The sequence below is a fragment of the Pseudomonas sp. DNDY-54 genome (genome assembly GCF_019880365.1).
In the GTDB taxonomy this organism is placed as follows: Bacteria; Pseudomonadota; Gammaproteobacteria; order Pseudomonadales; family Pseudomonadaceae; genus Stutzerimonas; species Stutzerimonas stutzeri_P.
Window position 1 is genome coordinate 187,847 of the sequence record NZ_CP082271.1, and the last position, 26,171, is coordinate 214,017.

The following is a 26,171-nucleotide window of genomic DNA, read 5'->3' on the forward strand; positions in this document are numbered from 1 at the left end:
CCATGGATCGTTTGGGATACACGGCGATGACCGCAGCCAGCCGCACGATGATGTCGCTGCAGGTGCGCTCCAACAACCTCGCCAACGTCAACACACCGGGCTTTCGTGCCGACCTCGAACGTGCTCAGGCGGTGGCGGTGGAAGGTCACGGCTACGACAGCCGGCATATGGCGGTGGTCGAGAACAACGGGGTCAGCCTGGCCGCCGGCCCGATGGTCGCCACCGGTCGCGAGCTGGATTTCGCCGTCAAGGGCACCGGCCTGATCGTCCTGCAGGATGGCGACGGCGAAGCCTATACGCGCCAAGGCAGCATGCAGATCGACGCCGAAGGTCGGCTCACACTCAACGGTCGCGCCGTGATGGGCGAGGGCGGGCCGATCGAGCTGCCCGAGCATGATCGTGTCGAGATCGGCAACGACGGCACCGTGTCGATCATGGCGCCGGGCGACTGGATGATGGCCGAAGTGGACCGCATCCGCCTGGTCGACGTCGCGGCGGCGGACCTGATGAAGAACGAAGCCGGCCTGCTGGTTACCCGCAACGGCGAGCCCGCCGCGCCGAGCGAAGACGTGCGCCTGGCCAGCGGCTTTCTCGAGTCGAGCAACGTCTCGGCCATCGACGAGCTGGCCTCGACCATGAGCCTCAACCGCCTGTTCGAAACCCAGGTAAAGATGATGAAAGCCGCCGAGGACCTTTCCGACGCCGGCAACCGAATGATCCGCGGCAGCTGATCGGGAGATAACGCATGAATTCCGCACTTTGGGTCAGCAAGACCGGCCTGGCTGCACAAGATACCGCCATGGCGACCGTTGCCAACAACCTGGCCAACGTCAACACCAATGGCTTCAAGGCTGATCGCGCAGTCTTCGAAGATCTGTTCTACAGCATCGAAAAGCAGCCCGGCGCGCAGGCGGATGAGATCAACACCGTGCCGTCCGGCATTCAGCTGGGCAGCGGCGTGCGCGTCGCTGGTACGCAGAAGGTGTTCACCGAAGGCAGCATCCAGACTACTGGCCAGCCGATGGACCTGGCGATCGTCGGCCGCGGCTTCTTTCAGGTCGAGTCGCCCAACGGTGACATTCTCTACACCGAGAACGGTCAGTTTCAGCTCAACGCCGAAGGCGTGATGGTCAACGCACAGGGCCTGCCGTTGACGCCAGCCATCGAAGTGCCGCAAGGCAGCACCGGCTTTACCGTCGGCGCTGATGGCATCGTTACGGCGGTACTGCCGGGTGACACCCTGCCGTCCGAGCTGGGCCAGATCACGCTGGTCAACTTCACCAATCCGGGCGGCCTGGAAGCGCTGGGCGGCAACCTGTATCGCGAAAGCGTTGCCAGTGGCGAAGCCGTTGAAGGCGTGCCGGGCGAAGAGGGCCTGGGCCAGCTCAAGCAGGGCGTGCTCGAAGGCTCCAACGTGCAGGTGGTCGAGGCCATGGTGGCGATGATCGCCATCCAGCGTGCCTACGAGGCCAACGCCAAGGTGCTCGATGCCGCCAGCGGCATGCAGCAGTTCCTCAACCAGACCGTCTGAGACCGATGATGCGTACGCCGATTCTGCTTGTCGCACTGGCCCTGTTAACCGGCTGCGCCAGCTTCAACGAGATGCTGCCGGAAGAGCCCTCGACCGAGTACGAGCCGCTGGAGCTGGACTACAGCCTGCCGCCGACCACCGGTGGCGGTCTGTTTCGCTCCGGTTACAGCGGCTCGCTGATCAGCGACAAGCGCGCGGTGCGGGTCGGCGACATCCTCACCGTGGTGCTGGACGAATCCACCCAGTCGAGCAAGAGCGCCGGTACCAGCTTCGGCAAGGAATCGAGCGTAGGCATCGGCGTGCCGACCATTCTCGGCAAGACCTACCCGGACGTTGAAACCTCAGCCTCCGGCGAGCGCGATTTCAAGGGCTCGGCCAAGAGCTCGCAGCAGAACACCCTGCGCGGCTCCATTGCCGTCAGCGTGCATCGTGTGCTGCCCAACGGCACCTTGCAGATCAAGGGCGAAAAAGCCCTGCGTCTGAACCAGGGTGATGAATACATTCGCCTGACCGGGCTGGTGCGCATCGACGACATCAACCGCTACAACCAGGTGTCCTCGCAGAGCGTGGCCAACGCCAAGATTTCTTACGCGGGTCGTGGTGTGCTCAACGACAGCAACTCGGCCGGCTGGCTGACGCGGTTCTTCGCGTCGCCGCTGTTCCCCCTTTAAGTGAAGCCTTGAAATGACTAGCCCGATGCGATCCCTGAAGCTGTTCCTCGCCGCTCTCGCGCTGTGGCAACTGCCGGCCCAGGCCGTGCCGCTGATGGACCTGGTGGATGTCGAGGGCATTCGCGGCAACCAGCTGATCGGTTACGGTCTGGTCGTGGGCCTCGACGGCACGGGTGACAAGAACCAGGTCAAGTTCACCAGCCAGTCGGTGACCAACATGATCAAGCAGTTCGGCGTGAATCTGCCGCCGAACGTCGATCCGAAGCTGAAAAACGTCGCTGCGGTGACCATCACCGCCACCGTGCCGCCGTCCTACAGCGCCGGCCAATCGGTCGACGTCACCGTCTCCTCGCTGGGCGACGCCAAGAGCCTGCGCGGCGGTCAGCTGCTGATGACCCCGCTGCAAGGCGTGGACGGCGAAATCTATGCGCTGGCCCAGGGCGCGGTGATCGTCGGCGGCGTCAATGCCGAAGGTGCCAGCGGTTCGAAGGTGGCAATCAACACCTCCAACAGCGGGCTGATTCCCAACGGCGCCACCATCGAGCGGATGATCCCCAGCGACTTCACCGAGCGCCCGGACGTCATGCTCAATGTGCGTCAGCCAAGCTTCCAGACCGTCACCCGCGTGGTAGACGCGGTGGATGCCTACTTCGGTCCGGGCACCGCCACGGCACTGAACGCCACCAAGATTTCCATTCGCGCGCCAGTCACCAGCACCCAGCGCATGAGCTTTATGGCCATGCTCGAACGCCTGGAAGTGGAAGAGGGGCGTACCCGGCCGAAGGTGGTGTTCAACAGCCGCACCGGCACCGTGGTGGTGGGCGAGGGCGTACGGGTTAAGGCTGCGGCGGTTGCCCATGGCAGCCTGACCGTGACCATCAGCGAGCGCCCGCAGGTTAGCCAGCCGAACGCCTTTGCCGGCGGCGAAACCGTGGTCACGCCGCAGTCGGACGTCGCCATCGAGCAGGACCGCAAGGCAATGTTCAAGTGGCCGGAAGGCGCCAGTCTGGAAAGCATCATCAGCACCATCAACAGCCTCGGCGCCACGCCTGACGACGTGATGAGCATCCTGCAATCGCTGGAACGCGCCGGCGCGCTAAACGCTGAACTGATTGTGATGTAACAAGCGTCTGCTTCTGATGAAGCAGGCCTGACGCGCAGCAGATTGAATAGGTTTTTGTCGGATGAGCATCGTATCCCTCCCCCAGCATCTCAACACCCTGCGCAACCGCCAGGACGGCCCGACCGCGGCCCGGCGCCAGCAGCTGGAAGTCGTCGCCGAACAGTTCGAGGCGATGTTCCTGCAGCAGATCCTCAAGCAGATGCGCAAGGCCGGCGACGTGCTCGGTGCCGGCAACCCGATGCGCAGCCGCGAGCTGGATACCATGCGCGACTTATATGACGAAGTGCTTGCCGACACCCTGGCCGGCAAGCGTCAGACTGGGATCGCCGACATGCTGGTGCAGCAGCTAAGTGGTGAAGCCGGCAGCGCGCCGGTGCCCACGGCGCTGGCCGGACACTCGGGCAGCGGCATCCAGGGTGGCGGTTTGCACGCGCTGCGTGGCACCTGGCAGCGTGGCGTCGATGCGCTGGACAGCGCCTGGGAAAGCGGCAAAGCCGGCTTCAAGTCGCTGGTCGACAGCGTCATCAAGCACGAATCCAGCGGCAACATCGCGGCCGTTTCACCCAAGGGCGCGCGCGGCCTGATGCAGTTGATGCCCGGCACCGCGCGGGACATGGCCGCCGAGCTGGGTTTGCCGTTCAGTGAAGCGCGGTTGACCACCGATGCCGAGTACAACAAGCGCCTCGGCAGTGCTTACCTGAACAAGATGCTCGATCGCTATGACGGCCACCAGGCGCTGGCGCTCGCCGCCTACAACGCCGGCCCCGGTCGAGTAGACGAGTGGCTTAAAAGCCATGGTGATCCGCGCACCGGCGAGATCGGCACCGGCGCCTGGGTGCAGAAAATCCCCTACGCGGAAACCCGCAACTACACCCGTAACATTCTCAATGACCTGCGTGCCGCGGCACCGGCCCCCGTCGAGCCGCGCGCGCAAATCCAGCCGGCACCCAGTCCCGTCCAGGCTTCGCTTAATTCCAGCGCCGATGTGGTCGCTCTATCCACTCAGCAGCATCGTGTTGTTGGCGGCGGCCACCTGTCCGTGGCGTTCGCACAACCGATCCGGATCGAGTCGAAGGAAGTCCAGTCGTGAGTATTTTGGGTCAAATTGGCTACAGCGGCGTTCGCGCCTCGCAGATCGCCCTGTCAGCGACGGGGCAGAACATCGCCAACGTCAACACGCCGGGCTTCAGCCGCCTCGCGCCGGACCTGCACTCGCTCGGCGGGCAGACGTCGGTCAGCATTGGCGGAGGCGTACAGGTCAGCAGCATTCGTCGGCTGTCCAACGACTTTCAGAATCAGCAGCTCTGGCGCGCCAGTACCGACAAGAACTACTTCAACACCAATCAGCAGTACCTGACTGCGCTCGAAGGCCTGATCGACAGCGAAGGTTCTAGCGTCAGTGTTGGCCTGGACAACTTCTTCGCCGCGCTCAGCGAAGCCAGCTCGACCCCCGAATCCATCGCCTTGCGCCAGCAGATCATTGGCGAGGCCAAGCAGCTGGCACAGCGCTTCAACGGTCTGAACAGCAACATCGGCATTCAGCTCAACGCGCTGCAGGGCCAGCGCGTGGCGATGACCAGCGAGATCAACGGGCTGTCCGGCAACATTGCCGAGCTCAACGCGCAGATTCGCGAGATGGAATCCTCCGGCCGTGACACCGCGACCCTGCGCGACTATCGGGAGAATTTGGTCAAGGATCTCAGCCAGTACGCCGGTATTCGCGTGCAGGAAGCGCCGGACGGCACCCTCAGCGTGTCGCTCGCCAATGGCCAGCCGCTGGTGGCCGGTGCCACCGCTGGGCAGCTGAAGGTCAACGAGAACCTGGCCGGCGAGCAGGAAATGTCGCTGGTCTTCGCCAAGACCACGTTCCCGCTCAATCAGCAGGGGCTTGGGGGCTCGCTCGGTAGCCTCTATGACATGGAATACGGCGCGCTGCGCCCGGCTCAGCAAGACCTGCACGACATGGCCAAGGCGCTGAGCGAGAGGGTCAATGACACCCTCGCGGGCGGCTTCGACCTCAAAGGCGATCCTGGGCAGCCATTGTTCGTATACAACGCCAGCAGCACCAGCGGCATGCTTGAAGTCGGGCCGCTGGCGGCTTCGGAGCTGGCGTTTTCCTCGGTGGGCGGCGCGGATGTCGAGGTAGGCAACAACAAGAATCTGCTTCAGCTGCTCGACTTGAAGTCGAAAGGCATCGATGTCGCCGGTAACACCGTACCGCTCAACGACGCTTATGCCGGTCTGGTTGGCCGCGTCGCCAGTGCCAGCCGACAGAACCAGGCGGACCTGAGCGCCGCGACCACTGTGGCGGAGCAGGCCCAGGCCCAGCGCGACAGCGTCAGCGCGGTCAACCTGGACGAAGAAGCGGTCAATCTGATGGCCTACGAGCAGGCCTACCAGGCCAACATGAAGGTCATCAGCACTTCCAACGATCTGTTCAACGCCGTACTGGCGATGTTCTGAGTCGGCACGGCCGATTCGACTGACGAGTAAAGACCATGCGCATCTCCAACGCCCAGCTCACCGCCATGATGCACGGCTCGATGAACACCAGCTCCGAAAAGCTCGGCAAGCTGATGCAGCAGATGGCCACAGGCGAGCGCATGCTGCTGCCGTCTGATGACCCGATTTCCGCCGTGCGCGTGCTGCGGATTCAGCGTGAGGAAGCGACGCTGACCCAGTACCGCACCAACATCGCCAACGTCTCCGGCAACCTGTCCAAGCAGGAGGCCAACCTCAAGGCCGCCTCCGACACCATGCTCAGCGTGCGCGACATGCTGTTGTGGGCGGCGAACGGCAGTAATACCCCCGAAGACCTCGCCGCCATCGCCAATGAATTGGAGACGCTGGAGAGCACCATTCTCAGCTTCGCCAACGTGCGCGATGAGGAAGGTCGTTATCTGTTCTCGGGCACGCTCAGCGACCGTCCAGCGATCACATTCGATGCCCCAACCGAAACCTACAAGCTGACCGGCAATGATCAGTACCGCCAGGCGGCAGTCGCCAATGGTGTGCTGGTCGAAGAGAATGTCACCGCTACGCAAATTTTCGGCACGGGTACTGACGATGCCGAGATGCTCAGTCAATTGCATGCGTTGGTGAAGAACCTGGCCAACCCGGCAATCGATGCCGGCGCTCTGATCAGCGCAACCTTGGCCAGTCTGGACGACACCCATGGTCGCCTGCTGGGGGCTGTCACCGAGCTGGGCGGGCGGCAGAACACCCTGACCCTGCTGTCGAGCAGCAACGAGGACGTCTCGCTGGTCAACCAGAAGATCGAAGGCGAGTTGTCCCAGCTGGACTACGCCACCGCCAGCATCGACCTGAACAACTACCAGCTGTCGCTGCAGGCGACGCAGAAAACCTATTTGAAGATCAACGGGCTGTCGCTGTTCGGCATGCTCTGACCGAGGTAGCGTGAATGAAGATTGGCAAGCAGCTCCCCGCTGTTTCCGCAATCAACCCGCAGGAACGCCGCGAGGCATTACTGCGGGATGCGCCTGCGCCGCTGCGTGCCGGTACGCCCGGCGACACCCTGCCCGTCGAAACCACGACCAGCAAGACCACCAGTTTCAGCCTGCAGCTCAACCAGCAACTGTCTTCGATGCAATCGGCCGACAGCTACCTGGGCGATCTGCAGACGCGTCTGTCGCAGCTCAAACTCAACCTGAGTCGCCAGATCAGCTCACCGCAGCCCGATGGCGAGGACGCCATTCAACAGTCGGTTCATCAGCTCAACGAGCTGCTCAAGGCGCGCAGCAAGCGCTCCGGCAATTCGCTGGATGCCAACCTCAAGCTGCGCCTGACCGAGCCGGTACGCAGCCGCTTCAGCCTGCAGGGGCTGGAGTCGCTGGACACGATTCGTCAGTCCGGCCGCGAAACCCTGCTGTTCAGCGGCGGCCGCCAGCTGGCCGAGCCGGTCGCGGTGGTGCTCGACGACGGGATGACCGATGAGCAGATCCTGCGTCGCTTCAATGGCAGCCTCGGGCAGGCCGGGATTCGTGCCGAACTGGACCAGAACGGCGAGCTGAAATTTTCCGCGCGTGAAGGCGACTGGCAGAAGCTCAAGGGACAGCTCGCGGTGCAGGGCGAGGGCAAGTTGTTCGACAAGGGCAACTATGTTCGCGTGCAGAGCCAGGAAGAGCAGTTGCTGAACTTCCCCGAGGAGTTGCAGCTGGATTCGTTCCGCGAACTGCGGCGCTTGCTTGACTCGGTCGTGGCTGGGCTCGACAAGGTCACCGCGCTGCGTGAGCAGCTGAGTAACCGCCAACAGGAGATCCGTGAGTTTCTCGCCCGTCAGGCCCATGCCGACGAGAAACAGTGGGCGATGGATTTCTCGCGTTCGGTGTTCAACCTGATGCAGCGCAGCCCGTCCAGCTACGCCGCCGTCACCCAGACCGTGGTGGCGCAGGCCACCATCAGCCGCTTCGCGGTGGTCAGTCTGCTGTCTTGATCGATCCTGCGCCGGGCGGCGTGCTCATCGCCCGGTGCGATCGATGAACTTCACATCCGAAGGCCGACCCATTGGCAGGGTCTGCACGGTGTCGCCTAGCAGGCCGCTGTCGGGGTCGCGCTGCAGCACCACCAGCGCATCGCTTTTCTGGTTGGCGATGAGCATGAAACGCCCGCTCGGATCGATGGTGAACTCCCGCGGCTCGCGGCCCTCGCTGTCGCGCTGCTGAATTTCACGCAGGTTGGCGTTCTCCTCGATGGCGTAGACCATGATGCGGTTCTTTTCGGCGCGGTCGCTGACGTAGAGGAAACGGCCGTCGGCGGACGGATGAATAGCGCCCGGTGAATGCTGGCTGACATCGCCGCCGGCCGCCATGTCCACCAATTGCCGCTGTACCAGGCCGCCGTCGACATGGTCGAAACGGGCCACCTGAGCGCTGAGTTCAAGCGTCGCGTACGCCTGGAGTCCGTCCGGGCTGAAGACCAGATGGCGTGGGCCGCTGCCGTCCGGCAGGGCGATGAAGGCAGGGTCCGCAGGCGAGAGCGGGCGCTCGGCGTTGGCCGGGTCATACGCGTAGATGAAAATCTTGTCCGCGCCCAGGTCGCTGACGAAGAGCGTCTTTCCGTCCGGAGACATCACCGCCGAGTGCACATGGGCCGACTGTTGGCGTTCCGGGTGCACCTCGCTGGCCTTGTGAGTGGCGATCTGAGTCACGGGCGAGAGCGTCCCGTCGCTGGCCGTCGGCATGACCGCCAGGCTGCCGCCCGGATTGGCATGGACGCCATAGTTCGAAACGAACAGGTAGCGTCCGTCACGGCTCTGGCTCAGGTGGGTGGGCTCGTCACCCAGGGTGATCTGCTGCGCCAACGGTGACAGCTGACCGCTGTTCGGCGCCATGATGAACGCGCTCACGCGGCCCACGGCGTCGGGCTGCCCAGGACCGTTCTCGTTCGCGGCGTAGAGCCGGTTGCGGTTCAGGTCCAGCGTCAGCCAGGACGGATTGTGCGTGCGTACCACTTGCAGCGGCTGGGGCTGAATCTGGCCGTTTTCGGCGTCGAACTGCATGCGATAGATCCCTTCGCTGCCGCCTTCGCCGCTGCGCACGCTGGTGTAGGTGCCGACCAATAGTTGATACATGGGTGCTGCCGCTCCCGAGGTGCTGAGTGCCAAGAGGGCCGCGGCGATGCCGAGGCGTATGTGCAAAGGGCCGAACATAAGTGAATATCCCGTATCGGTGTAGGCGGGGAGGCCGTAGCTTGTTGAACACAGCAAGGCGTCAGGGTTCTCTACAGTTATAGTCATGGCTGCGCAGCGTATTGATGGCGATGGGCCCGCTTACGCCTGCGAACTCGATAGACCGCTGCACGGTCTATCAGGAACGGGTCATGTGAAACCGCCCGGTCATCCCTCCGATGTGCCACTGTCCGCCGTACCGTCGTAATTTCAATTTTGCCTATCAGAGTGGCTCTGCTTTCTTATGGAATATCTGTTACCCGCTCGGCTCAGCGAGCTGCAAGGCATCGCGGCCTTGCTGGTGGAATCACACATCGCCCCGCATGCAGCCCAGGTCGATGAGCACTGCCAATGGCCCGAGCATTCGATGAGCGCGCTGGCAGAAGCCGGGCTGCTCGGGCTGCAAGTGCCGACCGCGCTTGGGGGTCATGGCCAGGGCCTGCTTGGCCTGAGCGTAATCACCGAAACGATCGGCAGGGCATGCCCGTCGTCGGCACTCTGCTTCGGCATGCACTGTGTCGGCACCGCGGTGATTGCCGCCAAGGCCACTCGTTACCAGCAGGACCACTATCTACGGGCCATTGCCGAAGGCCGGCACATCACCACGCTGGCACTTTCCGAACATGGTACGGGCGCGCACTTCTACCTGCCGGAGACGCGTATCCAGTCGGACGGGGAGCGCTTCGTGGTCAACGGCACCAAGCAATTCGTGACCAACGGTGGTCATGCCGACTCCTATGTGGTGTCGACGGTAGCCAGCGGCGATGGTAATGACGCCGGCGACTTCAGTTGCCTGATCGTCGACCGCGACAGTGCAGGTATGAGCTGGCTGGATGCCTGGAAAGGCTTCGGCATGCGGGGCAATTCCTCTCGGCCGTTGCGCCTGGATCAGGTTCGCGTGCCGACGGCGAATCTGCTGGGTGAAGAAGGTGATCAGGTCTGGTACGTGTTTGAGGTGGTCGCTCCCTTTTTCCTGATGGCCATGGCCGGCACCTATCTCGGTATTGCCCAGTCAGCACTGGACGCTGCTGGCGAGCACTTGCGCGCTCGGCGTTATTCGCATTCGGGCGAGGCGTTGCGCGATGTCGAGGCATTGCAGATTCGCTATGCCGAGATGTGGATGGATCTGGAGAAAACCCGTGCGCTGATTCGCGAAGCCGCGCGGCGTGGAGACATGGGGGATCCCGAGGCGCTGCCCTTCATTCTTTCCTGCAAGGCGGCGGCCGGTGAAACCGCGGTCTCACTCGCTAATGAGGCGATGACCATTTGTGGTGGTGCTGCGTACCGTGACAACAGCCGGGTCGCGCAGATAATGCGTGATGCCCGAGCCGCACATGTGATGACGCCGACCACCGATCTGCTGAAGCTATGGGCAGGCCGCAGTTTGCTCGGCCTGCCGCTGCTTTGAGTGCCAGTGTGGGAACCCAGTCGATAATTCTGATCATCGCCCGAGACGCAGACGGCGCGACGCAACGGCTGATTGGAGAGATCGCCGTCGCGCAACAGTTGCAGCTAACCGCCATCGACCAGGCAGCGCTCACTGCTGATTCCGCTGCGACGTTGGCGGCGCACGCAGAGCCTGCGCTGCTGCTGCTGGCACCGGGACTTAGCCGCCCACTGGCGCTGGCGCGGACCATACGCGGTCACTGGCGGCATTGCGAATTCATATTTCTCTGTCCGGTCGGCGGTATTGAGCCCTTGCGCCGTGAGTTTGGCGTGGCCCCGCTGATTGGTCCGCATTGGTCCATCATCGAGACCAGCCCATCCGTGCTGGCCCGGCAGATCAGCCAGACGCTCGCGGCGACTCAGCGCCGCCGTCAATTGCGAACCACGCTTGACCGGGCAAACGCGACGCTCAATTCACCTCAGGCTTCAACAGAGGGCAGCCATCGACGACGGCTGAACGCCAGCTACTACCTGCACACGTTCATCGATGCCGCGCGTGACGCCATTATCGGGCTCGATGAGACGTTGGACGTGCTGTACTGGAGCGCGGGTGCCGAAGAGCTGTTCCGGCTGCCAGTCAGGGACGCCGTGCAGCTGAACGTTGAACAATTGCCGTTCTGGTCGCCTGCGCTGCATTCGACTGCGCAGCAGGTGCTTGGCGGCACCGTTGCGCGCCCTCTGGAATGCTCGTGCACGCTGGACGGGGTCGATAGCACGCTGGAAGTTTTTCCCTCGGCGGTGCGGGACGGGGATCGGCAAATCATCGGTGTATCCCTGACCGTACGCGACATCACGGCCCTGGCCGCGGAGCGTCGGGTCAATGAGCAACGCGGGCGGGAGTTGACCGAGGAGAGTCAACATCTCCACCGCCTGTTCGATCAGGCGCCTGGCTTCATTGCAATTACTCGAGGGCCGCTGCACGTGCTGGCCATCGCCAACCGGGCCTTTCACCAGCTAGTGGGGCAGCGCGATGTGATCGGTCAACCGGCATCCGCAGCGTTCCCGCAAACCGAGGGGCGCGACGTCGGCGAGCTGTTGGAACAAATCTATGCGACCAAGCGGCCCTACCTCGGCCGTGCGACACCGGTGTTGGTCAACCGTGGCAGCGGTGGCGGGGCGGAGCGACGGTTTGTCGATTTCATATTCCAGCCCGTGCTGACTGAGCAGGACGAGGTGAGCGGCATTTTCTGCCAGGGCCACGACGTGACGCAGCAGGTCCTCGCACAGCAAGCCCTGCAGCAATCCCAAGACAGCCTGCTGGAACTGGTGAGTGAGCGCACCCGCGAGCTGGAGCAAAGTCGCCAGGCGCTGCATCAATCGCAGAAGCTGGAGGCGATCGGCAAGCTGACCGGTGGCGTGGCGCATGATTTCAACAATGTGCTGCAGGTAATCGGCGGCAACCTGCAGTTGATACGGCCCATGCTTGCAAGCGCCGGGTTGGGCTCGGAGCGGCTTGATGCCGCGGCGCAGGCGGTTGAACGAGGGGCCAAACTGGCGGCCGAGCTGTTGGCCTTTGCCCGCAGGCAGCCGTTGCGGCCGATGCCCACCAATCTGAGTCGTTTGCTACGCAACATGGATGAGTTGCTGCGCCAGGCGCTGGGCGAGAGAGTTGAGATCGAAACCGTTGTTTCCGGCGGGCTGTGGACGACCATGGTCGATCCGAACCAGCTCGAGAATGTGCTACTGAATCTGGCGATCAACGCGCGCGATGCCATGCTCGACGGGGGCAAGCTGACCCTTGAGCTCAGCAATGCCATGCTCGACGAGCATTATGCGCAAACACAGATTGACGTCGCGCCAGGTCAGTACGTGCTGCTGGCGGTCTCCGACACGGGTGTCGGCATGTCCGAGCACACCATCGAGCAGGCGTTCGAGCCTTTCTACACCACCAAGCCGGAGGGTGAGGGCACGGGGCTCGGGCTAAGCATGGCCTATGGTTTTGCCAAACAGAGCGGCGGCCACATCCGCATTTACAGCGAACTGGGCAGCGGCACCACGGTCAAGCTGTACCTGCCCCGTACCGAGCAGCCGGAAGTGGTTGCCGTTCCGCTACCGGTCGGGCCCACCGTAGGCGGTAACGAGACGATTCTGGTCGTGGAGGATGATCTTGCGGTACAGGCTACCGTCATCGAACTGCTGTCCGGCCTTGGCTACCGGGTGCTGCGCGCCAATGATGCGCAGAGCGCCCTGAGCATTCTTCAGAGCGGCATCGCAATCGATCTGTTGTTCACCGACGTGGTTATGCCGGGCAAACTCAGCAGCACCGAACTGGCACGACAGGCGAAACTGCTGCTGCCGGATATTGCCGTACTGTTCACCTCGGGCTACACCCGCAACGCGATTGTTCACGGTGGCAAGCTGGATGCCGGCGTCGAGTTGCTGAGCAAGCCGTATCGCCAGGAAGATCTGGCGCGCAAGATCCGTCAGCTCCTCGGGTCGCGTGAGCATGATCAGACGTCTGCAGCTGCAAAACAGCAGAATTTGCGTCGTTGTGTACTCGTCGTCGAGGACCAACTGCCGCTGCTTGAGCTGACCTGCGAAATGCTCGACGAGTTAGGGTTCGCATCGGTGGGATGCCTTTGCGCGGAAAAGGCGTCGCAAGCATTGGCCGAACGGCACTTCGATTTCCTGCTGGTGGACGTCAACCTGCCGGGAATGTCCGGCACCGAGTTCGCCGCGCTGGCGCTTGAGGCGCAGCCGCGGCTGCGGGTGGTGTTCATGTCCGGCGATGGCGTGATCGAAACCGAGCTGCCCGCTAGCTCCTTGCCCAAGCCCTTCTCATTCGAGCAGCTCGAAGCGATTCTCAACGCCTGACTGACTGGCAGGCGGTTAGGGTCTAGGGTCCGGTCGTCGTGCGGCTCTGCGACCCCGCGCGGCTAATGCTGAGCACGCACGCTCAGGTCGCGCTGCCGCTGAGGCTTACGGCGACGAAAACCGTGGACGGAGAGCACCACCGGTACGCTCAGCGCGAGCCAGTTCAGCCAGTCGCCCGCGCCTTCAGACACCAGACCGGCTACCAGCCCCACCGCGGACAACGCCGCGATCAGCACTGGCCAGAGCCATATGCGCATCATGCCCGGGCCTCCGTGGCGCCGCGCTTGAGCCACAGGTACAGCCCGCTGACCACGACGATGATGGTGAGGATATCCAACAGACCCCAGAGGATTTTCAGCGGCAAGCCGCCGTAATCACCGAAGTGCAGTGGCTCGGAGAGTTGCAGCGCGGTGACATACCAGGGGCGGGCACCGGCTTCCAGCACCTCGCCGTTGGCGGGGTCAATCAGCAAGGCCTGGGTCAGGCGCGAAGTCAGCGGCGTATCACCCCGCAAGATCACCGCGACGTGTTCGGGTGTCGCGCGCAGCGTGCCGGGGTACGCGATCATCGAGATCGCCATGCCCGGTGCGGCGGCCAGCACGCGATCGACCGAGGCTTGCAACGTGCCGTCGACTGCGGGTACGTCCTGTGCGTCGGCGGGTAGCAGAACGCGGGTTTCACCGGCCTGCAGCGCGCTGACCTGATCCGCTTGCCAGCCTTTGAATATCAGGTCTGCCCAGGTATTGATCACTCCCGTGAAGCCCACGGCCAGGGCCCACACCAGGGTCACGACACCAAGCAGGTTGTGGAGGTCGAGCCAGCGCGTCCTTGGCGCGCGCGCATGGCGGACCTCACCGAAGCGCAGTTTGCGCATGAAGGGCGCGTAGAGCACCACGCCAGAGATGATCGCCACGACCAGCAACAGGCCCATCAGACCGAGGAACAGCTTGCCGGGGAGCCCTGCATACAGGTCCACGTGCAAGCGGTACATCACGCTCATGAAGCCTTCATCGAAGTTGGGCGCGCCGAGCACCTCGGCGGTTCGGGCATCGGAAAGGATCAGGGTCGACTCGCTCTCGTCCGTATCGACGCGCGTATCGAGCTTGACGTACCAGACATCCGGCTCGTCTTCTTCGGCGAAAAAGTACAGCGGCACCAGGCCGGGGTAAGCCTTTACCGCCTCGGCAGCAACCTGGTCGACCGGAGCACGCGATGCGCCTTCCGGCATCGCCGGCGCTTCGATTTCGTTGCCGGTGAGATGGTCGATCTCATGCGAAAACACCAGCGGCAAGCCGGTCAGGCACAGCATCAGGATGAACAGGGTGGAGACGAGGCTGGACCACTTATGAACCCAGCCCCAGCGCCGCAGCGTGACTGCCTGCATCAGAAGTCGACCGTCGCGCTGACCGACAGCGTGCGAGGGGCGCCGAGGACGAGGTAGTTCTGTCCAGGATAGCCTCCGGTGGAGGCCCAATAGTCACGGCCGGTGACGTTGTCTACGCGCGCGCGAAGTGTCACGTCACGGTCCTCGATGATCATACGGTAGCGGGCGCCAAGGTCCAGACGGGTCCAGGATGGGATCTCCAGATCATTATCAATACTTGCGTACTGGCTGCTTGTGTAGAGCACGCGGCTGGTCAGGGTCAGACCTGGCACGCCGGACAGGTCCCATTCGCCGCCAATGTTGGCCTGCGTTCGGGGAACGCCGATGGCGCGATTGCCTTCGTTTTCACCGTTTTCCGTCTTGGTCAGCTCGGCATCGAGCAACGTCAGCCCGCCAAGCAGCCGCACGCCATAGGCAGGCTCACCGAAGACCGACAGCTCTATACCTCGATTACGCTGCTCGCCGCCGTCGCTGAATACGCCATTGTCGATGATGCTGAACGGCCGGTCGGTGGTGAACACGGCCAGGCTGCCGCCAATGGCACCACCGTCGTATTTCATGCCAACTTCCATCTGCTCGGCCACGTAGGGGTCCAGCACTTCGCCAGCGTTGACGACTGGCGCGCTGCCGCTTTCGGCGGGGGCGATATCGCCTTTGACCAGACCTTCAATGTAACTGGCGTAAACCGACACCTGGTCGTTGAGCTGGTACACCACGCCGGCCACCGGCGTGTTCTCGTAGCGCTTGTAGGCCGAGCCGCGCTCGCCGGTATTGTAGTCATAAGCGCGAACGTCGATGCCCTGGCGTCGCGCGCCGAGGGTGATCAGCAAGCGGTCATCCATGAGGCCCAGGGTATCGGCGATTGCCAGGCTCTGTGTATGGGTTCGGCCAACGATACCTGGGTTGGAGAGCGAGCCGCCGCTCGTGGATGGCCCGGTTGCGTAGGGAGGGCGAAGCACATCCACCGGTGAGTAGAGGTTTCCGTCAAACGTTGCCGAGGTGGCGTAGGCGTTGCGCTCCTCCGAATCGAAGATTGCCGCTGAAGTCACCCACTGATGGCTGACGGAACCCGTCTGAAACCTGCCCCGCAAGCCGGTCTCTCCTGTCCAGACATCGTCTTCGCGAACGTTCTCGAAAAGCGACGTACTGGTGAGGCCACCACCGTTGTAGGTTGGCACAGCCAGGCGATTGTCCTCCTCTCCCTTACGCACGCCAGCGGCGAGCCAGCCGGTGACCGAGTCGGAGAAATCGTATTCAGCGCGGAAGGTACCGAACGTCTGCTTTTCCTTCGAAAAAGTCCATGGCTGGGCGAAGTTGTCGTTTGCATCCGGCGTGCTGGGAACGATCGGAGCGGTTCTACGCAGGTAGACGCTGGGGCGCGGTTGGTCGAGGAAGTGGTACTGATGGCCGACGTCCGCAGAGATACGGAAGTTGTCGCCCTGGTAATCCAGTCCCAGAGCAAACATATCCAGAGTACGTTTTTCATCGTCGACGTTAGTTTCGCCGTCGCGCTTGGCGGCGTTGAGGCGCACGCCGAATCGCTCCTCTTCGCCGAAGCGACGAGCGATGTCCGCGGCGACCATACCCTGTCCGCCGTCTTCGGCACCCAGCGTCAGGCGCGTCAGTGGCTCGTTCGGTGCGCGCTTGGGCAGAATGTTGATCGCTCCGCCGATGCCACTGCCACCCGGTGCCGCGCCATTTAGGAAAGTGTTCGCGCCTCGGAACACTTCCACGCGCTCAATGAACTCGGCCGCCACATACTGGCGCGGCAGTAGGCCGTAGAGGCCGTTATAAGAAATGTCATCGGAATACACGGGGAAGCCGCGTACTACGTATAGCTCCTGAAAGTTGCCGTAGCCCCGTGCTACACGTACCGACGGGTCGTTCTGCACGATATCCGACACACTACGCGCCTGCTGATCCTGGATCAGCATGGAGGTGTAGGCTGTCGAGGTAAACGGCGTCTCCATATAGTCCTGATTTCCCAGAATCCCCACACGGCCGCCACGCGCGACTTGCTCGCCGGCGTAGGGCTGGGTCAGGCCGTCGGCCGAGGCGTCGGCACTCGCCGTGATTTCAACTGACTCCAGTTCCACCGGCTCCGCGGCGCGGCCCGACGTCGGCGCGTTCTGAGCGAGCCGGCTTTCATCGGCTTGTGTGCCAATCATCTCCTGAGCCATCAAGGGCGAGCCGACAACGCTCGCGGCGAGGCAAACAGGGATCAGTGCATGAGTGCGCGAAAAGCGAAGAGTGGGCATTGGACGACCTGAAGGCGGTGGCGGTGGATGGACACGCGTGTGAGCGGGGTGCCATTTGAGGGCCATTATCATATTTCAATGATAGTAATTCGCAATACTGTTCTGTTTATTAGATTGCCCGGCGGTCGGGCTGGTACTGCCGCGGTTCGCTGCGAATTTGGTGAATCATTCCTGCGCCCTGTCGATTCCCGGAGCCACCGGACGACCAGTTCATGTAGCACTCACTATCAGCCCGATGACAGGAGAACGACATGCACGACATCCATCCTGAGGAAGCCCGTATTCGCGCGTTGCACGACGAGTTCGAAGCGGCCATCAAGATCAAGGATCTGGACCGGATCATGGCGCAGTACGCCCCGGATGTGGTCGCCTTCGGCGCGATCGGCGCGCTGCAGTTCGTTGGGGTTCCCGACTACCACGCGCACTGGCAACGGTGTTTCGAGTTCTGCGAGGGCGAAGGTTTTTTTGAAACCCACGATCTGCACGTTGAGGTGGGGGGTGAACTGGCCTACAGCCGTATGCTCAGCCACTGCGGAGGACCCAACAAGGAAGGACAGATGCAGACGTGCTGGATGCGCGGCAGCAGGGTCTGGGGCAATCGCGATGGCCAATGGCGTGTGGTTCATGAGCACTTCTCCATGCCGTTCGATATGGAAACTGGCCAGGTGGACATGTCGCACGGCCCAACGCCGCTGCAGGAGCAGGCGGGTTGACCCGCCGAGCGTTCGTCGTCCTGGAGAGCAGGTTCTGCTGGCGGCTGCTAGCGTTGCTGGGTTACCGGCAGACGGAGCCCTGCGATGAAATACCTGTGCTTGATCTATTACGACGAACAACGAGTGGATGAGATGACCGACGAGCAGTGGCAGGCATTGGTCGCCCGCTGCCTGGCCAGCGGTGAACGGCTGCGTGCCAGCGGCCACATGCTTGCCGGCGAGCCGTTGCAATCGGTACGGACGGCCCGCACGGTGAGGGTGCGTGACGGTGAGACCTCGGTGGTCGACGGCCCCTTCGCCGAGACGCGCGAGCAGTTAGCCGGCTTCTATCTGATCGAAGCCGCCGACCAGGACGAAGCCGAGGCCATTGCCGCGACGATTCCACCGGCGACCCTCGGCAGCATCGAGGTACGGCCTCTGCGACAGCTGCCGCAGCGCTAGCGTGCCTGGTTGCGCAAGCGTCCTGGCTGGACGTATCGAGGCGATCTACCGCAACGAATCGCGTCGTGTTCTGGCGACCCTGATCCGCTTGCTCGGCGATTTCGATCGAGCGGAGGAAGCGTTGCACGACGCCTTCGCGGCGGCGGTACAGCAATGGCCGCGTGACGGCGTGCCTGACAACCCGCGAGCCTGGCTGGTGTCAGCCGGGCGCTTCAAGGCCATTGATGCGCTGCGCCGGCGCGCACGTTTCGATGCGTCCTTGCATCTGCTGGCCGCTGAACTTGAGGAGGCCCCAGCAGCGGAGGTCGACGAGATGGAAGACGATCGACTGCGGCTGATCTTCACCTGCTGCCACCCGGCGCTGCAGCCTGATGCGCGCGTGGCGCTGACGCTGCGTGAAGTCTGCGACCTCACGACCGAGCAAATCGCGCGGGCGTTTCTCGCTGCGCCGGCGACAATTGCGCAGCGCATCGTGCGCGCCAAGGCGAAGATCCGCGACGCGCAGCTGCCCTATCGCGTGCCAGAGCGAGACGAGCTTCCCGAGCGGCTGGACAGCGTGTTGCGGGTCATCTATCTGGTGTTCAACGAAGGGTATTCGGCTTCAAGTGGTAGCGAACTGACCCGTGCTGATCTGAGTGCAGAAGCGATCCGCCTGGGTAGGTTGCTGCTCGAACTGCTGCCCGACCCTGAAGTGGCAGGCCTGCTGGCACTGATGCTGTTGCACGATTCGCGACGTGCTGCGCGCACCGATAACGCCGGCGAGCTGGTGCGCCTCGACGAGCAGGACCGCGGCCTGTGGGACCGCACGCAGATCGCAGAAGGCTCAACCTTGATACAGCACGCATTGGCCTCGCACCGAGTTGGGCCTTATACCTTGCAGGCGGCGATTGTCGCCGTGCATGCAGAAGCACCCAGTGCGGCGCAGACCGATTGGACAGAGATCATCGGGCTCTACACCTTGCTGCTGCAGATCAGCCCTTCGCCCGTCATCGAGCTGAACCGCGCCGTGGCGGTCGCCATGCGCGACGGGCCTGAAGCGGGTCTGGGGCTGATCGACGATCTATTGGCCCGAGGCCTGCTACACGACCACCATTTGCTGCATTCGGCCCGTGCCGACTTATGCCGACGCCTTGGCCTTGTGGACGAAGCCCGAACCGCCTACCGATGCGCGCTAGAGCTGGTGCAGCTGGTGCCGGAGCGTCGGTTTCTGCAGCAACGGTTGGATGAGCTGGATGGCTGGACGGTGGAAACGTGAGCGAGCGCTGCCAGCACCAGTGATAGACACCGCGATCGCATGGTGAAAGACACCACCCCCCGTAGGGTGGGCTTTAGCCCACCAATGGCCCGGGCCCCAACGTCATTGGCGTGTTCTCCATGCCGCGTCACCGAGCTCCGGTGGGCTGAAGCCCACCCTACAAAAAATGGCGAGGCGACTGATGTTCAGTGTTCGACCATTCCGCCGAACAACACCAACCCCGTAGGGTGGGCTTTAGCCCACCAATGGCCCGGGCCCCACGTCATTGGCGTTTTCTCCATGCCGCGTCACCAAGCTCCGGTGGGCTGAAGCCCACCCTACAAAAATGGCGAGGCGAACCGATGTTCAGCGTTCGACCATCCCGCCAACAGCGCTAACCCTCCCGTAGGGTGGGCTTTAGCCCACCAATTGCCTGGGCCGCATCCTCATTGGCGTTTCGTCTATTCCGCGGGCAGGCGGGCCTTCACCATCAAACCGAGACTAACCGTCGCCACTCCCCGCTGGCAGGTAATCGCTGCGACTCAACCCGTGCCGCTGCATCTTCTCGTTCAGGGTACGGCGCGGCAGCTGCAGCTGGTTCATCACTTCGGTGATATTGCCTTTGTGCTGTTGCAGCACGCTGTGCAGGCATTGCGCCTCGAAGGCTTCCATCTGTTCCGCCAGCGAGGCGCCACAGGCTGCGCTGGTTGTAACGTTCAGGTTCGCGGACGGCGGGGGAGTCAGGCCCAGCGCATGGCGTTCGGCCGCGTTGATCAGCTCACGGACGTTGCCTGGCCAGTCATGGCTAAGCAGTTGCGCCAGCTCGGCGGGGCTGGCGGGTACGGGATTGCGGCCATGGCGCTGCGCGGCCTGACTGGCGAAGTGGTCGAACAATAACGGTATGTCTTCGCGGCGATCACGCAGGGGCGGAATACGCAGCTCGGCGACGTTCAGGCGATACAGCAGATCCTCGCGGAAACGCCCGCCACGCACTTCTTCGAGCAGATCCGGCTTGGCCGCGCTGATGACCCGCAAATCGACCTCGATGCTGCGATTAGAGCCCAGCCGTTCCAGCGTCTTTTCCTGCAGCACGCGCAGCAGCTTGACCTGCTGGGCCAGCGGCATGCTCTCGATCTCGTCGAGGAACAGCGTGCCACCGTGGGCATGCTCGATGCGGCCGATGCGCTTGGTCTGGGCGCCGGTGAACGCGCCGCTTTCGTGGCCGAACAGCTCGCTCTCGAAGATGGTTTCCGGAATGGCGGCACAGTTCAGCGCGACAAAGGGATTGCGCGCCCGCGGGCTGAAGTCGTGCAGACAGCGCGCGACCTGTTCCTTGCCGCTGCCGGTGTCGCCGCGGATCAATACGTTGACGTTGGTGCCGGCCAGCTCCAGCACTTGCCGGCGCAGATGCTCCATGCCGCGCGAGACGCCCAGCAGCATCGATTCGATACGGCCCTTGCGGGTGAACTGTTCACGGAGTTGGCGGTTCTCGCAGACCAGGCGACGTTTGTCCTGGGCGCGGCGCACGCTGTCGAGCAGCCGTTCGGGAGTGAAGGGTTTCTCGATGAAATCGTAAGCGCCCTGGCGCAACGCCTGCACGGCCATCGGTACATCACCGTGTCCGGTCACCATGATCACTGGAAGCTCAGGGTCCAGCGCCACCAGCCGTTCAAGCAGGCTGAGGCCATCCAGATCGGGCATGCGCACATCGCTGATCAGCACGCCGGCGAAGTCGCGGTCGATCAACGCCAGTGCCTGCTGCGCGCTGGCGCAGGTGCGCACGCTGAAGCCGGACAGCTCCAACCACTGCTGCACGGCCTGACGGATCGCCGCTTCGTCGTCAATAAAGATGACCTGACCGCTCATGACTCGCTCCTTTCGCCTGCCGCCAGTCTACTCGCCGTCGTGCGATTCGGCTGCCGGCAGCGTTAGCACGAACACCGCACCGACGGCATCGTTGTGCACCTCGAGGTTGCCACCCAGGTCGCGCACGATGCCGTAGGAAACCGCCAAGCCCAACCCCAGACCCTGGCCCACCGGTTTGGTGGTGAAAAACGGTTCGAAGACCTGATCAAGATGCTCGCTGGCGATGCCGCCGCCGGTGTCGGCGACGTCGAGCCTCCAGGTGTGCCGGTCGCGACGGCAGTCGATGCGCAGTTGGCGGGGCTGGCTACCTTGCATGGCATCGAGGGCGTTGGTCAGCAGGTTGATCAGCACCTGCTCCAGGCGGATGGCGTCGCCGCTGACCCAGGCATCAGCCGGCACCTGCCGCAAGACCTCGACGCCATCGTTGCGGATCCTCAGGCCGAGTAGCTGCAGTGCCTGTTCGAGCACGTCGGCCAGGCGTAACCGTTGGCGCAAACCGGCTGGGCTCTTGCGTGCGAAGGTTTTCAGATGGCTGGTCAGCGCCGCCATGCGCTCGAGCAAGCCTTCGACCTGGCCGATGCCTTCACGCACGGCCTCGGTGCGGCCGTTATCGAGCAGCAGGCGCTGGCTGGCGAGCTGCATGCGCAGGGCGGTCAGCGGCTGGTTGATCTCATGAGCCAGTGCGGCGGACATCTGCCCCAATGCCGCCATGCGCGCCGCGTGTACCAGTTCGTCCTGAGCGGTGTGCAATTCGCGGGTACGCGCTTCCACCAGGCGTTCCAGTTCGCTGCGATTACGCTGCTCGGCACGACGCGTCTTGCGGCGCTGGGCCAGGTACAGCAACAGAAACGCCAGGGTCATCCATACACCGGCAGCGGCCAGCCGGTAACTGCGCACATTGGCGGCGATCAATTGCGGTTCCTGCAGCAGATGCAGCGTCCAGTTTTCTTCCGGCAGTTGCAGCCGTTGCCAGAGGTAGTTGCGCTGCCCATCCGGGCCATTCACCTGGCGTCGCTCGCTGTCGCTGGCAATGCGCTGCAGGCTGTGATTCGGCAGTGGTTGCAGGTTCTGCTCGGCATAGCGGCGGGCGGCCACCAGCTGGCTGCGCACCTGTTCGCTCAGCGGGCGCAGGTAGCGGAAGCGCCAGGCGGGACGGTTGGTGAGAATGACGATATCCAGTGAGTCGGCAACCAGCAGAATCCCCGTTTGCCCGACCCACTCACGCTGCATGTCCTCCAGTTCGAGTTTGACGACGAGCACACCGATTACCTCACCGGCGCGGTTCTTCACCGAGCTGGAGAGGAAGTAGCCAGGGATGCCGGTGGTCACGCCTACGGCGAAGTAGCGCCCGGAGTCGTCCTTCAGCGCGTCGAGAAAGTACGGGCGGAAGGCGTAGTTATTGCCGACGAAGCTTGTCCAGTCGCGCCAGTTACTCGCGGCCAGGGTTTCGCCGTTGCGATCGAGCAAGTAAAGGACGGATGAACCTGCCGCCTGATTTTGCTGCTCCAGCCGCTGGTTCAAATGCTCGCGCAAGGCCTGGTCGTCAGGCCTGCTCAGCAGGGCCTGTATGTCGCTGTCCAACGCCAGCAACGCCGGCACGGAGCGAAAGCGTTCAACCTGGGTATGGATCGCCTGGGCGTACAGCTCCAGCTGCCCGCGTGCTTCCTGGCTGCGCTCGGCCCAGGCGCGTTGCTCGGCGATGCGGCCGGCCCAATACATACTCAGCAGCAGCCCGGCCAGTATCAGCAGGACGATGAGAACGACGCGGAGGCGGCTGGAAGGGGCAGGCATGAGCGGCTCTTCTGTAGGGTGGGCCATGTTAAGCCACGGCCGCGATCCTGGGCATCCCGCGAGGGAATGTGCAAAGATGAAACCGGTGTCCCGTTTTCGCGCCGAGCGCGTAGATTCGGCACATGGCCGACCGATATCATGCCGGTCCGCAGTCGCTGCAGAGGTGTCGGGTGCTCAGGAAAGTTTCGACTGATCAGCTTCGGTTCGGTATGTACATTCAATCCCTCGAAGGGGGTTGGTTTTCGCACCCGTTCTGGCGCACCCGCTTTCTGCTCAGCGAGCCGTCCGACCTGCAAGCCCTGCGCAACAGCGGCGTCGAGGGCGTGTGGATCGATACGGCAAAAGGCGTGGATGTCGCCGATGAGCCGAATGTGGCGGCCGAGCCACACGACCCGGTCAGCCTGGCGCCAGCGGCTGAAATGCCCCAGCGCGCGGCGACCTGCAGTGCACGCGACGAACTTCAGCGCGCATCCCGCACCCTCAACCGCTCCAAGCAGGCGGTCGCGTCCCTGTTCAACGAGGCGCGCCTGGGCAACGCGGTGGATGTCCAGACCTGCCTGCCGCTGGTCGAGGAAATCAGCGAATCGTTGTCGCGTAACGCGTCGGCGTTGATCGGGTTGGCCCGGTTGAAAGCCCGTGATGAATACACCTACATGCACTCCGTCAGCGTCTGCGCGCTGATGGTGGCGCTCGCTCGGCAACTCGGGCTGGGTGAAGCTCAGGTACGCGAAGCGGGACTGGCCGGCCTGCTGCACGACGTCGGCAAAATGGTCATGCCCCCCGAAGTGCTCAACAAGCCAGGGAAACTCACCGATTCGGAATTCGACATCATGCGCACCCATCCCGAGCGAGGCCACGCGATGCTCGTGCAGGGCAACGCGATGCCCGAAGCCGTGCTGGATGTCTGCCTTCATCACCACGAAAAGATCGACGGGAGCGGTTATCCCAAGAAATTGAAAGGCGAACAGATCAGCCTGTTGGCGCGGATGGGGGCGATCTGTGACGTGTATGACGCGATCACCTCGAAGCGGCCCTACAAGGACGCCTGGGATGCGGCGAGTTCGCTGTCGCAGATGGCGCAATGGGAGGGGCATTTCGACGTCAAGGTCTTCCATGCGTTCGTCAAGTCGGTGGGTATTTACCCGCTTGGCACGCTGGTTCGGCTCGAATCGGGGCGGCTGGGTGTGGTGGTCGACCAGAACCCCGGCAAGCTGACGGAGCCGGTGCTACGGGTCTTCTACTCGACCAAGACACGGATGCCGATCACCCAGCAAGATCTGGACCTCACCCACAAGCCCGGCGCGGATCGCATCGTCAGCCGTGAGGACCCGGCGTCCTGGGGGTTCGCCAATCTGGATGAGTTCTGGCAGTAGGTCCCCAGGTGGACAGCATTTCAATCGTGACGGCCTGCGCAATCGGACAGGGGCGGCGGGTCGCGGCGAACATGATGTTTCGGTATCCTTGCCGCCTTCTACCGGCGAGCCCGACGCCGTCGAGGCTTCTATGTGAGACAAATCCATGACCTGGCAGCCTAGTCCGCTATAGCGCAACGCCCCCCTCTGCTACGACCGCTCGTCATGGGCGCGGTTGTTTCTGCCGTGCGCCACGCTGCAAATTGCCTATACGGCATCCATCCTCAAATTTGAAACGGGCCTCGTGTCAGCCTGCTTACCGTGCTCCGGTCTGGCGGCGGTGTCTTTGCTTTTGGAAATCTCGATGCTTCATACGATCAAACAAAACTGGTTCTGCAACATCCGGGGCGACGTGCTCGCTGGTCTCGTCGTCGCCTTGGCGCTGATTCCGGAAGCGATCGCGTTCTCGATCATTGCCGGCGTCGATCCGCGGGTGGGTCTCTACGCGTCCTTCTGTATCGCGGTGGTGATTGCCTTCGTCGGCGGCCGTCCGGGCATGATTTCCGCCGCGACCGGTGCCATGGCGTTGCTGATGGTGACGCTGGTACGCGAGCACGGCTTGCAGTATCTGCTGGCCGCCACGCTGCTCTGTGGTGTGTTGCAGATCGGCGCCGGCTACCTGCGCCTTGGCTCGCTGATGCGCTTTGTCTCCCGCTCAGTGGTGACTGGCTTCGTCAACGCGCTGGCGATTCTGATCTTCATGGCGCAGCTGCCGGAGCTGACGAACGTGACCTGGCACGTCTACGCCATGACGGCCGCCGGGCTCGGCATCATCTACCTGTTCCCCTATGTGCCCAAGATTGGCCGGGTGATCCCATCGCCGCTGGTCTGCATCCTGACGTTGACCGCCGTGGCGCTCTATCTTGGGCTGGATATTCGCACCGTCGCTGACATGGGCGACCTGCCCGACACGCTTCCAGTCTTCCTCTGGCCCGAAGTGCCGCTGAACCTCGAAACCCTGGCGATCATCTTCCCGTACTCCGCTGCGCTGGCGGTGGTGGGCCTGCTGGAGTCGCTGATGACGGCGACCATCGTTGATGATCTGACCGACACCGGCAGCGACAAGAACCGCGAGTGCAAGGGCCAGGGTGTGGCCAACATCGTCTCCGGCCTGTTCGGCGGCATGGCCGGTTGCGCGATGATCGGTCAGTCGGTGATCAACGTGAAATCCGGTGGTCGTACGCGCCTGTCGACCCTGATCGCCGGTGTCGTGCTGCTGCTGATGGTGGTGTTCTTGAGCGACTGGGTCGGCCAGATCCCCATGGCCGCGCTGGTAGCCGTGATGATCATGGTGTCCATCGGTACCTTCAGCTGGGACTCGATCCGCAATCTCAAGCGTTACCCGCTGTCCACCAACATCGTCATGGTCGTGACCGTGGTGGTGGTGGTCTTTACCCACAACCTGGCCTACGGCGTGCTGGCCGGTGTGTTGCTGGCCGCCATGTTCTTCGCCAACAAGGTCGGGCACTACCTGCATATCGCCTCGGAACTGGACGATGAAGGCAACCAGCGCACTTACCGCGTGGTTGGGCAGGTGTTCTTCAGCTCCTCCGACAAATTCACCGCGGCGTTTGATTTCAAGGAAGCGATCGCCAGGATCACCATCGATCTGACTGATGCCCATTTCTGGGACATCACAGCCGTGGCGGCGCTGGACAAAGTGGTCGTCAAGCTCCGCCGTGAAGGCACCGACGTAGAGGTGCTAGGGTTAAACGAAGCCAGCGCGACCATCGTCGACCGCTTCGGTGTGCACGACAAACCCGACGCCATCGACAAGCTGATGAGCCACTGATCAGGAGAA

At 63.1% G+C, this 26,171-nt stretch carries 21 protein-coding genes; 15 read left to right on the forward strand and 6 right to left on the reverse strand.

The features are described from left to right. Positions 1-2 precede the first annotated feature (2 nt). The 8 genes from flgF (at position 3) to K4O48_RS00950 (ending at position 7,778) form a co-directional block, all read left to right on the forward strand. Positions 3-731, forward strand: coding sequence for a flagellar basal-body rod protein FlgF (gene flgF / locus K4O48_RS00915; protein WP_222910338.1), 729 nt, complete (start codon positions 3-5; stop codon positions 729-731). A gap of 14 nt (positions 732-745) precedes the next feature. Then, the gene (gene flgG / locus K4O48_RS00920; protein ID WP_019340569.1) at positions 746-1,531 is read left to right on the forward strand and encodes a flagellar basal-body rod protein FlgG; all 786 of its coding nucleotides are present in this window, start codon (positions 746-748) and stop codon (positions 1,529-1,531) included. Positions 1,532-1,536: 5 nt separating this feature from the next. After that, on the forward strand, positions 1,537-2,202 hold the full coding sequence (gene flgH / locus K4O48_RS00925; protein WP_222910339.1) for a flagellar basal body L-ring protein FlgH: 666 nt from the start codon (positions 1,537-1,539) through the stop codon (positions 2,200-2,202). Between the two features lie 25 nt (positions 2,203-2,227). Further along, entirely contained in the window at positions 2,228-3,325 is a 1,098-nt protein-coding gene (locus K4O48_RS00930) for a flagellar basal body P-ring protein FlgI (protein ID WP_222910340.1), read from the forward strand. 61 nt (positions 3,326-3,386) lie between these two features. Beyond that, positions 3,387-4,415, forward strand: a complete 1,029-nt coding sequence (locus K4O48_RS00935; protein ID WP_222910341.1) for a transglycosylase SLT domain-containing protein — start codon at positions 3,387-3,389, stop codon at positions 4,413-4,415. After that, positions 4,412-5,788 (forward strand): flagellar hook-associated protein FlgK, encoded by a 1,377-nt coding sequence (flgK, locus tag K4O48_RS00940; protein ID WP_222910342.1) that lies wholly within the window; start codon positions 4,412-4,414, stop codon positions 5,786-5,788. The genes K4O48_RS00935 and flgK overlap by 4 nt, the downstream gene beginning before the upstream one ends. Before the next feature lie 35 nt (positions 5,789-5,823). Continuing rightward, positions 5,824-6,732 carry a flagellar hook-associated protein FlgL gene (gene flgL, locus K4O48_RS00945; RefSeq protein WP_222910343.1) on the forward strand — a complete coding sequence of 303 codons (909 nt, stop codon included), beginning with the start codon at positions 5,824-5,826 and terminating at the stop codon, positions 6,730-6,732. A 14-nt stretch (positions 6,733-6,746) separates the two neighbouring features. Beyond that, positions 6,747-7,778 (forward strand): hypothetical protein, encoded by a 1,032-nt coding sequence (locus K4O48_RS00950; protein WP_222910344.1) that lies wholly within the window; start codon positions 6,747-6,749, stop codon positions 7,776-7,778. Between the two features lie 24 nt (positions 7,779-7,802). On the opposite strand, the gene K4O48_RS00955 is transcribed toward K4O48_RS00950, so the two are convergent. After that, positions 7,803-8,993: a lactonase family protein gene (locus K4O48_RS00955; RefSeq protein ID WP_222911911.1), complete on the reverse strand. Its 1,191-nt coding sequence runs from the start codon at positions 8,991-8,993 to the stop codon at positions 7,803-7,805. 262 nt (positions 8,994-9,255) lie between these two features. On the opposite strand from K4O48_RS00955, the gene K4O48_RS00960 reads away from it, so the two are divergent. Both K4O48_RS00960 and K4O48_RS00965 read left to right on the forward strand, forming a co-directional pair. After that, a complete protein-coding gene (locus K4O48_RS00960) occupies positions 9,256-10,419 on the forward strand; it encodes an acyl-CoA dehydrogenase family protein (protein WP_222910345.1) in 1,164 nt (387 codons plus the stop codon). A gap of 8 nt (positions 10,420-10,427) precedes the next feature. Further along, positions 10,428-13,271, forward strand: coding sequence for a response regulator (locus tag K4O48_RS00965; protein WP_260523682.1), 2,844 nt, complete (start codon positions 10,428-10,430; stop codon positions 13,269-13,271). A 62-nt stretch (positions 13,272-13,333) separates the two neighbouring features. Here the strand turns inward: K4O48_RS00965 and K4O48_RS00970 are convergent, their stop codons facing one another. Genes K4O48_RS00970 through K4O48_RS00980 form a run of 3 tightly spaced genes read right to left on the reverse strand, consistent with a single transcriptional unit; the run spans position 13,334 to position 16,913 of the window. Beyond that, positions 13,334-13,531, reverse strand: a complete 198-nt coding sequence (locus K4O48_RS00970) for a hypothetical protein (protein WP_222910347.1) — start codon at positions 13,529-13,531, stop codon at positions 13,334-13,336. Next, on the reverse strand, positions 13,528-14,655 hold the full coding sequence (locus K4O48_RS00975; protein WP_222910348.1) for a PepSY-associated TM helix domain-containing protein: 1,128 nt from the start codon (positions 14,653-14,655) through the stop codon (positions 13,528-13,530). Before K4O48_RS00975 ends, K4O48_RS00970 begins: the two co-directional genes overlap by 4 nt. Further along, the gene (locus K4O48_RS00980) at positions 14,655-16,913 is read right to left on the reverse strand and encodes a TonB-dependent siderophore receptor (RefSeq protein ID WP_222910349.1); all 2,259 of its coding nucleotides are present in this window, start codon (positions 16,911-16,913) and stop codon (positions 14,655-14,657) included. The genes K4O48_RS00975 and K4O48_RS00980 overlap by 1 nt, the downstream gene beginning before the upstream one ends. A 251-nt stretch (positions 16,914-17,164) precedes the next feature. On the opposite strand from K4O48_RS00980, the gene K4O48_RS00985 reads away from it, so the two are divergent. The 3 genes from K4O48_RS00985 (at position 17,165) to K4O48_RS00995 (ending at position 19,322) form a co-directional block, all read left to right on the forward strand. Beyond that, entirely contained in the window at positions 17,165-17,626 is a 462-nt protein-coding gene (locus K4O48_RS00985) for a nuclear transport factor 2 family protein (RefSeq protein WP_222910350.1), read from the forward strand. A gap of 84 nt (positions 17,627-17,710) precedes the next feature. Continuing rightward, positions 17,711-18,067 (forward strand): YciI family protein, encoded by a 357-nt coding sequence (locus K4O48_RS00990; protein WP_222910351.1) that lies wholly within the window; start codon positions 17,711-17,713, stop codon positions 18,065-18,067. A gap of 22 nt (positions 18,068-18,089) precedes the next feature. Next, positions 18,090-19,322: an RNA polymerase sigma factor gene (locus K4O48_RS00995; RefSeq protein ID WP_222911912.1), complete on the forward strand. Its 1,233-nt coding sequence runs from the start codon at positions 18,090-18,092 to the stop codon at positions 19,320-19,322. Between the two features lie 480 nt (positions 19,323-19,802). On the opposite strand, the gene K4O48_RS01000 is transcribed toward K4O48_RS00995, so the two are convergent. Beyond that, positions 19,803-21,167 (reverse strand): sigma-54-dependent transcriptional regulator, encoded by a 1,365-nt coding sequence (locus K4O48_RS01000; RefSeq protein ID WP_222910352.1) that lies wholly within the window; start codon positions 21,165-21,167, stop codon positions 19,803-19,805. 27 nt (positions 21,168-21,194) lie between these two features. Further along, positions 21,195-22,958 carry an ATP-binding protein gene (locus K4O48_RS01005; RefSeq protein ID WP_222910353.1) on the reverse strand — a complete coding sequence of 588 codons (1,764 nt, stop codon included), beginning with the start codon at positions 22,956-22,958 and terminating at the stop codon, positions 21,195-21,197. Between the two features lie 209 nt (positions 22,959-23,167). Here K4O48_RS01005 and K4O48_RS01010 point away from each other — a divergent pair, with 209 nt between their 5' ends. Together K4O48_RS01010 and K4O48_RS01015 are read left to right on the forward strand one after the other, a co-directional pair. After that, positions 23,168-24,331 carry an HD-GYP domain-containing protein gene (locus tag K4O48_RS01010; RefSeq protein WP_312846491.1) on the forward strand — a complete coding sequence of 388 codons (1,164 nt, stop codon included), beginning with the start codon at positions 23,168-23,170 and terminating at the stop codon, positions 24,329-24,331. 343 nt (positions 24,332-24,674) lie between these two features. Next, the gene (locus K4O48_RS01015) at positions 24,675-26,162 is read left to right on the forward strand and encodes a SulP family inorganic anion transporter (RefSeq protein ID WP_222910355.1); all 1,488 of its coding nucleotides are present in this window, start codon (positions 24,675-24,677) and stop codon (positions 26,160-26,162) included. Positions 26,163-26,171 lie beyond the last annotated feature (9 nt).

What these genes read in the sequence shown, in the direction of transcription:
- K4O48_RS01010 (WP_312846491.1), top strand. Translation starts at nt 23,168, where the DNA reads ATGTACATTCAATCCCTCGAAGGGGGTTGGTTTTCGCACCCGTTCTGG.
- K4O48_RS00960 (WP_222910345.1), top strand. Translation starts at nt 9,256, where the DNA reads ATGGAATATCTGTTACCCGCTCGGCTCAGCGAGCTGCAAGGCATCGCG.
- K4O48_RS00930 (WP_222910340.1), top strand. Translation starts at nt 2,228, where the DNA reads ATGCGATCCCTGAAGCTGTTCCTCGCCGCTCTCGCGCTGTGGCAACTG.
- K4O48_RS00985 (WP_222910350.1), top strand. Translation starts at nt 17,165, where the DNA reads ATGCACGACATCCATCCTGAGGAAGCCCGTATTCGCGCGTTGCACGAC.
- K4O48_RS00955 (WP_222911911.1), bottom strand. Translation starts at nt 8,993, where the DNA reads ATGTTCGGCCCTTTGCACATACGCCTCGGCATCGCCGCGGCCCTCTTG.
- K4O48_RS01015 (WP_222910355.1), top strand. Translation starts at nt 24,675, where the DNA reads ATGCTTCATACGATCAAACAAAACTGGTTCTGCAACATCCGGGGCGAC.
- K4O48_RS01005 (WP_222910353.1), bottom strand. Translation starts at nt 22,958, where the DNA reads ATGCCTGCCCCTTCCAGCCGCCTCCGCGTCGTTCTCATCGTCCTGCTG.
- flgL (WP_222910343.1), top strand. Translation starts at nt 5,824, where the DNA reads ATGCGCATCTCCAACGCCCAGCTCACCGCCATGATGCACGGCTCGATG.
- K4O48_RS01000 (WP_222910352.1), bottom strand. Translation starts at nt 21,167, where the DNA reads ATGAGCGGTCAGGTCATCTTTATTGACGACGAAGCGGCGATCCGTCAG.
- flgF (WP_222910338.1), top strand. Translation starts at nt 3, where the DNA reads ATGGATCGTTTGGGATACACGGCGATGACCGCAGCCAGCCGCACGATG.
- flgG (WP_019340569.1), top strand. Translation starts at nt 746, where the DNA reads ATGAATTCCGCACTTTGGGTCAGCAAGACCGGCCTGGCTGCACAAGAT.
- K4O48_RS00990 (WP_222910351.1), top strand. Translation starts at nt 17,711, where the DNA reads ATGAAATACCTGTGCTTGATCTATTACGACGAACAACGAGTGGATGAG.
- K4O48_RS00935 (WP_222910341.1), top strand. Translation starts at nt 3,387, where the DNA reads ATGAGCATCGTATCCCTCCCCCAGCATCTCAACACCCTGCGCAACCGC.
- K4O48_RS00970 (WP_222910347.1), bottom strand. Translation starts at nt 13,531, where the DNA reads ATGATGCGCATATGGCTCTGGCCAGTGCTGATCGCGGCGTTGTCCGCG.
- K4O48_RS00975 (WP_222910348.1), bottom strand. Translation starts at nt 14,655, where the DNA reads ATGCAGGCAGTCACGCTGCGGCGCTGGGGCTGGGTTCATAAGTGGTCC.
- flgH (WP_222910339.1), top strand. Translation starts at nt 1,537, where the DNA reads ATGATGCGTACGCCGATTCTGCTTGTCGCACTGGCCCTGTTAACCGGC.
- K4O48_RS00980 (WP_222910349.1), bottom strand. Translation starts at nt 16,913, where the DNA reads ATGCCCACTCTTCGCTTTTCGCGCACTCATGCACTGATCCCTGTTTGC.
- K4O48_RS00950 (WP_222910344.1), top strand. Translation starts at nt 6,747, where the DNA reads ATGAAGATTGGCAAGCAGCTCCCCGCTGTTTCCGCAATCAACCCGCAG.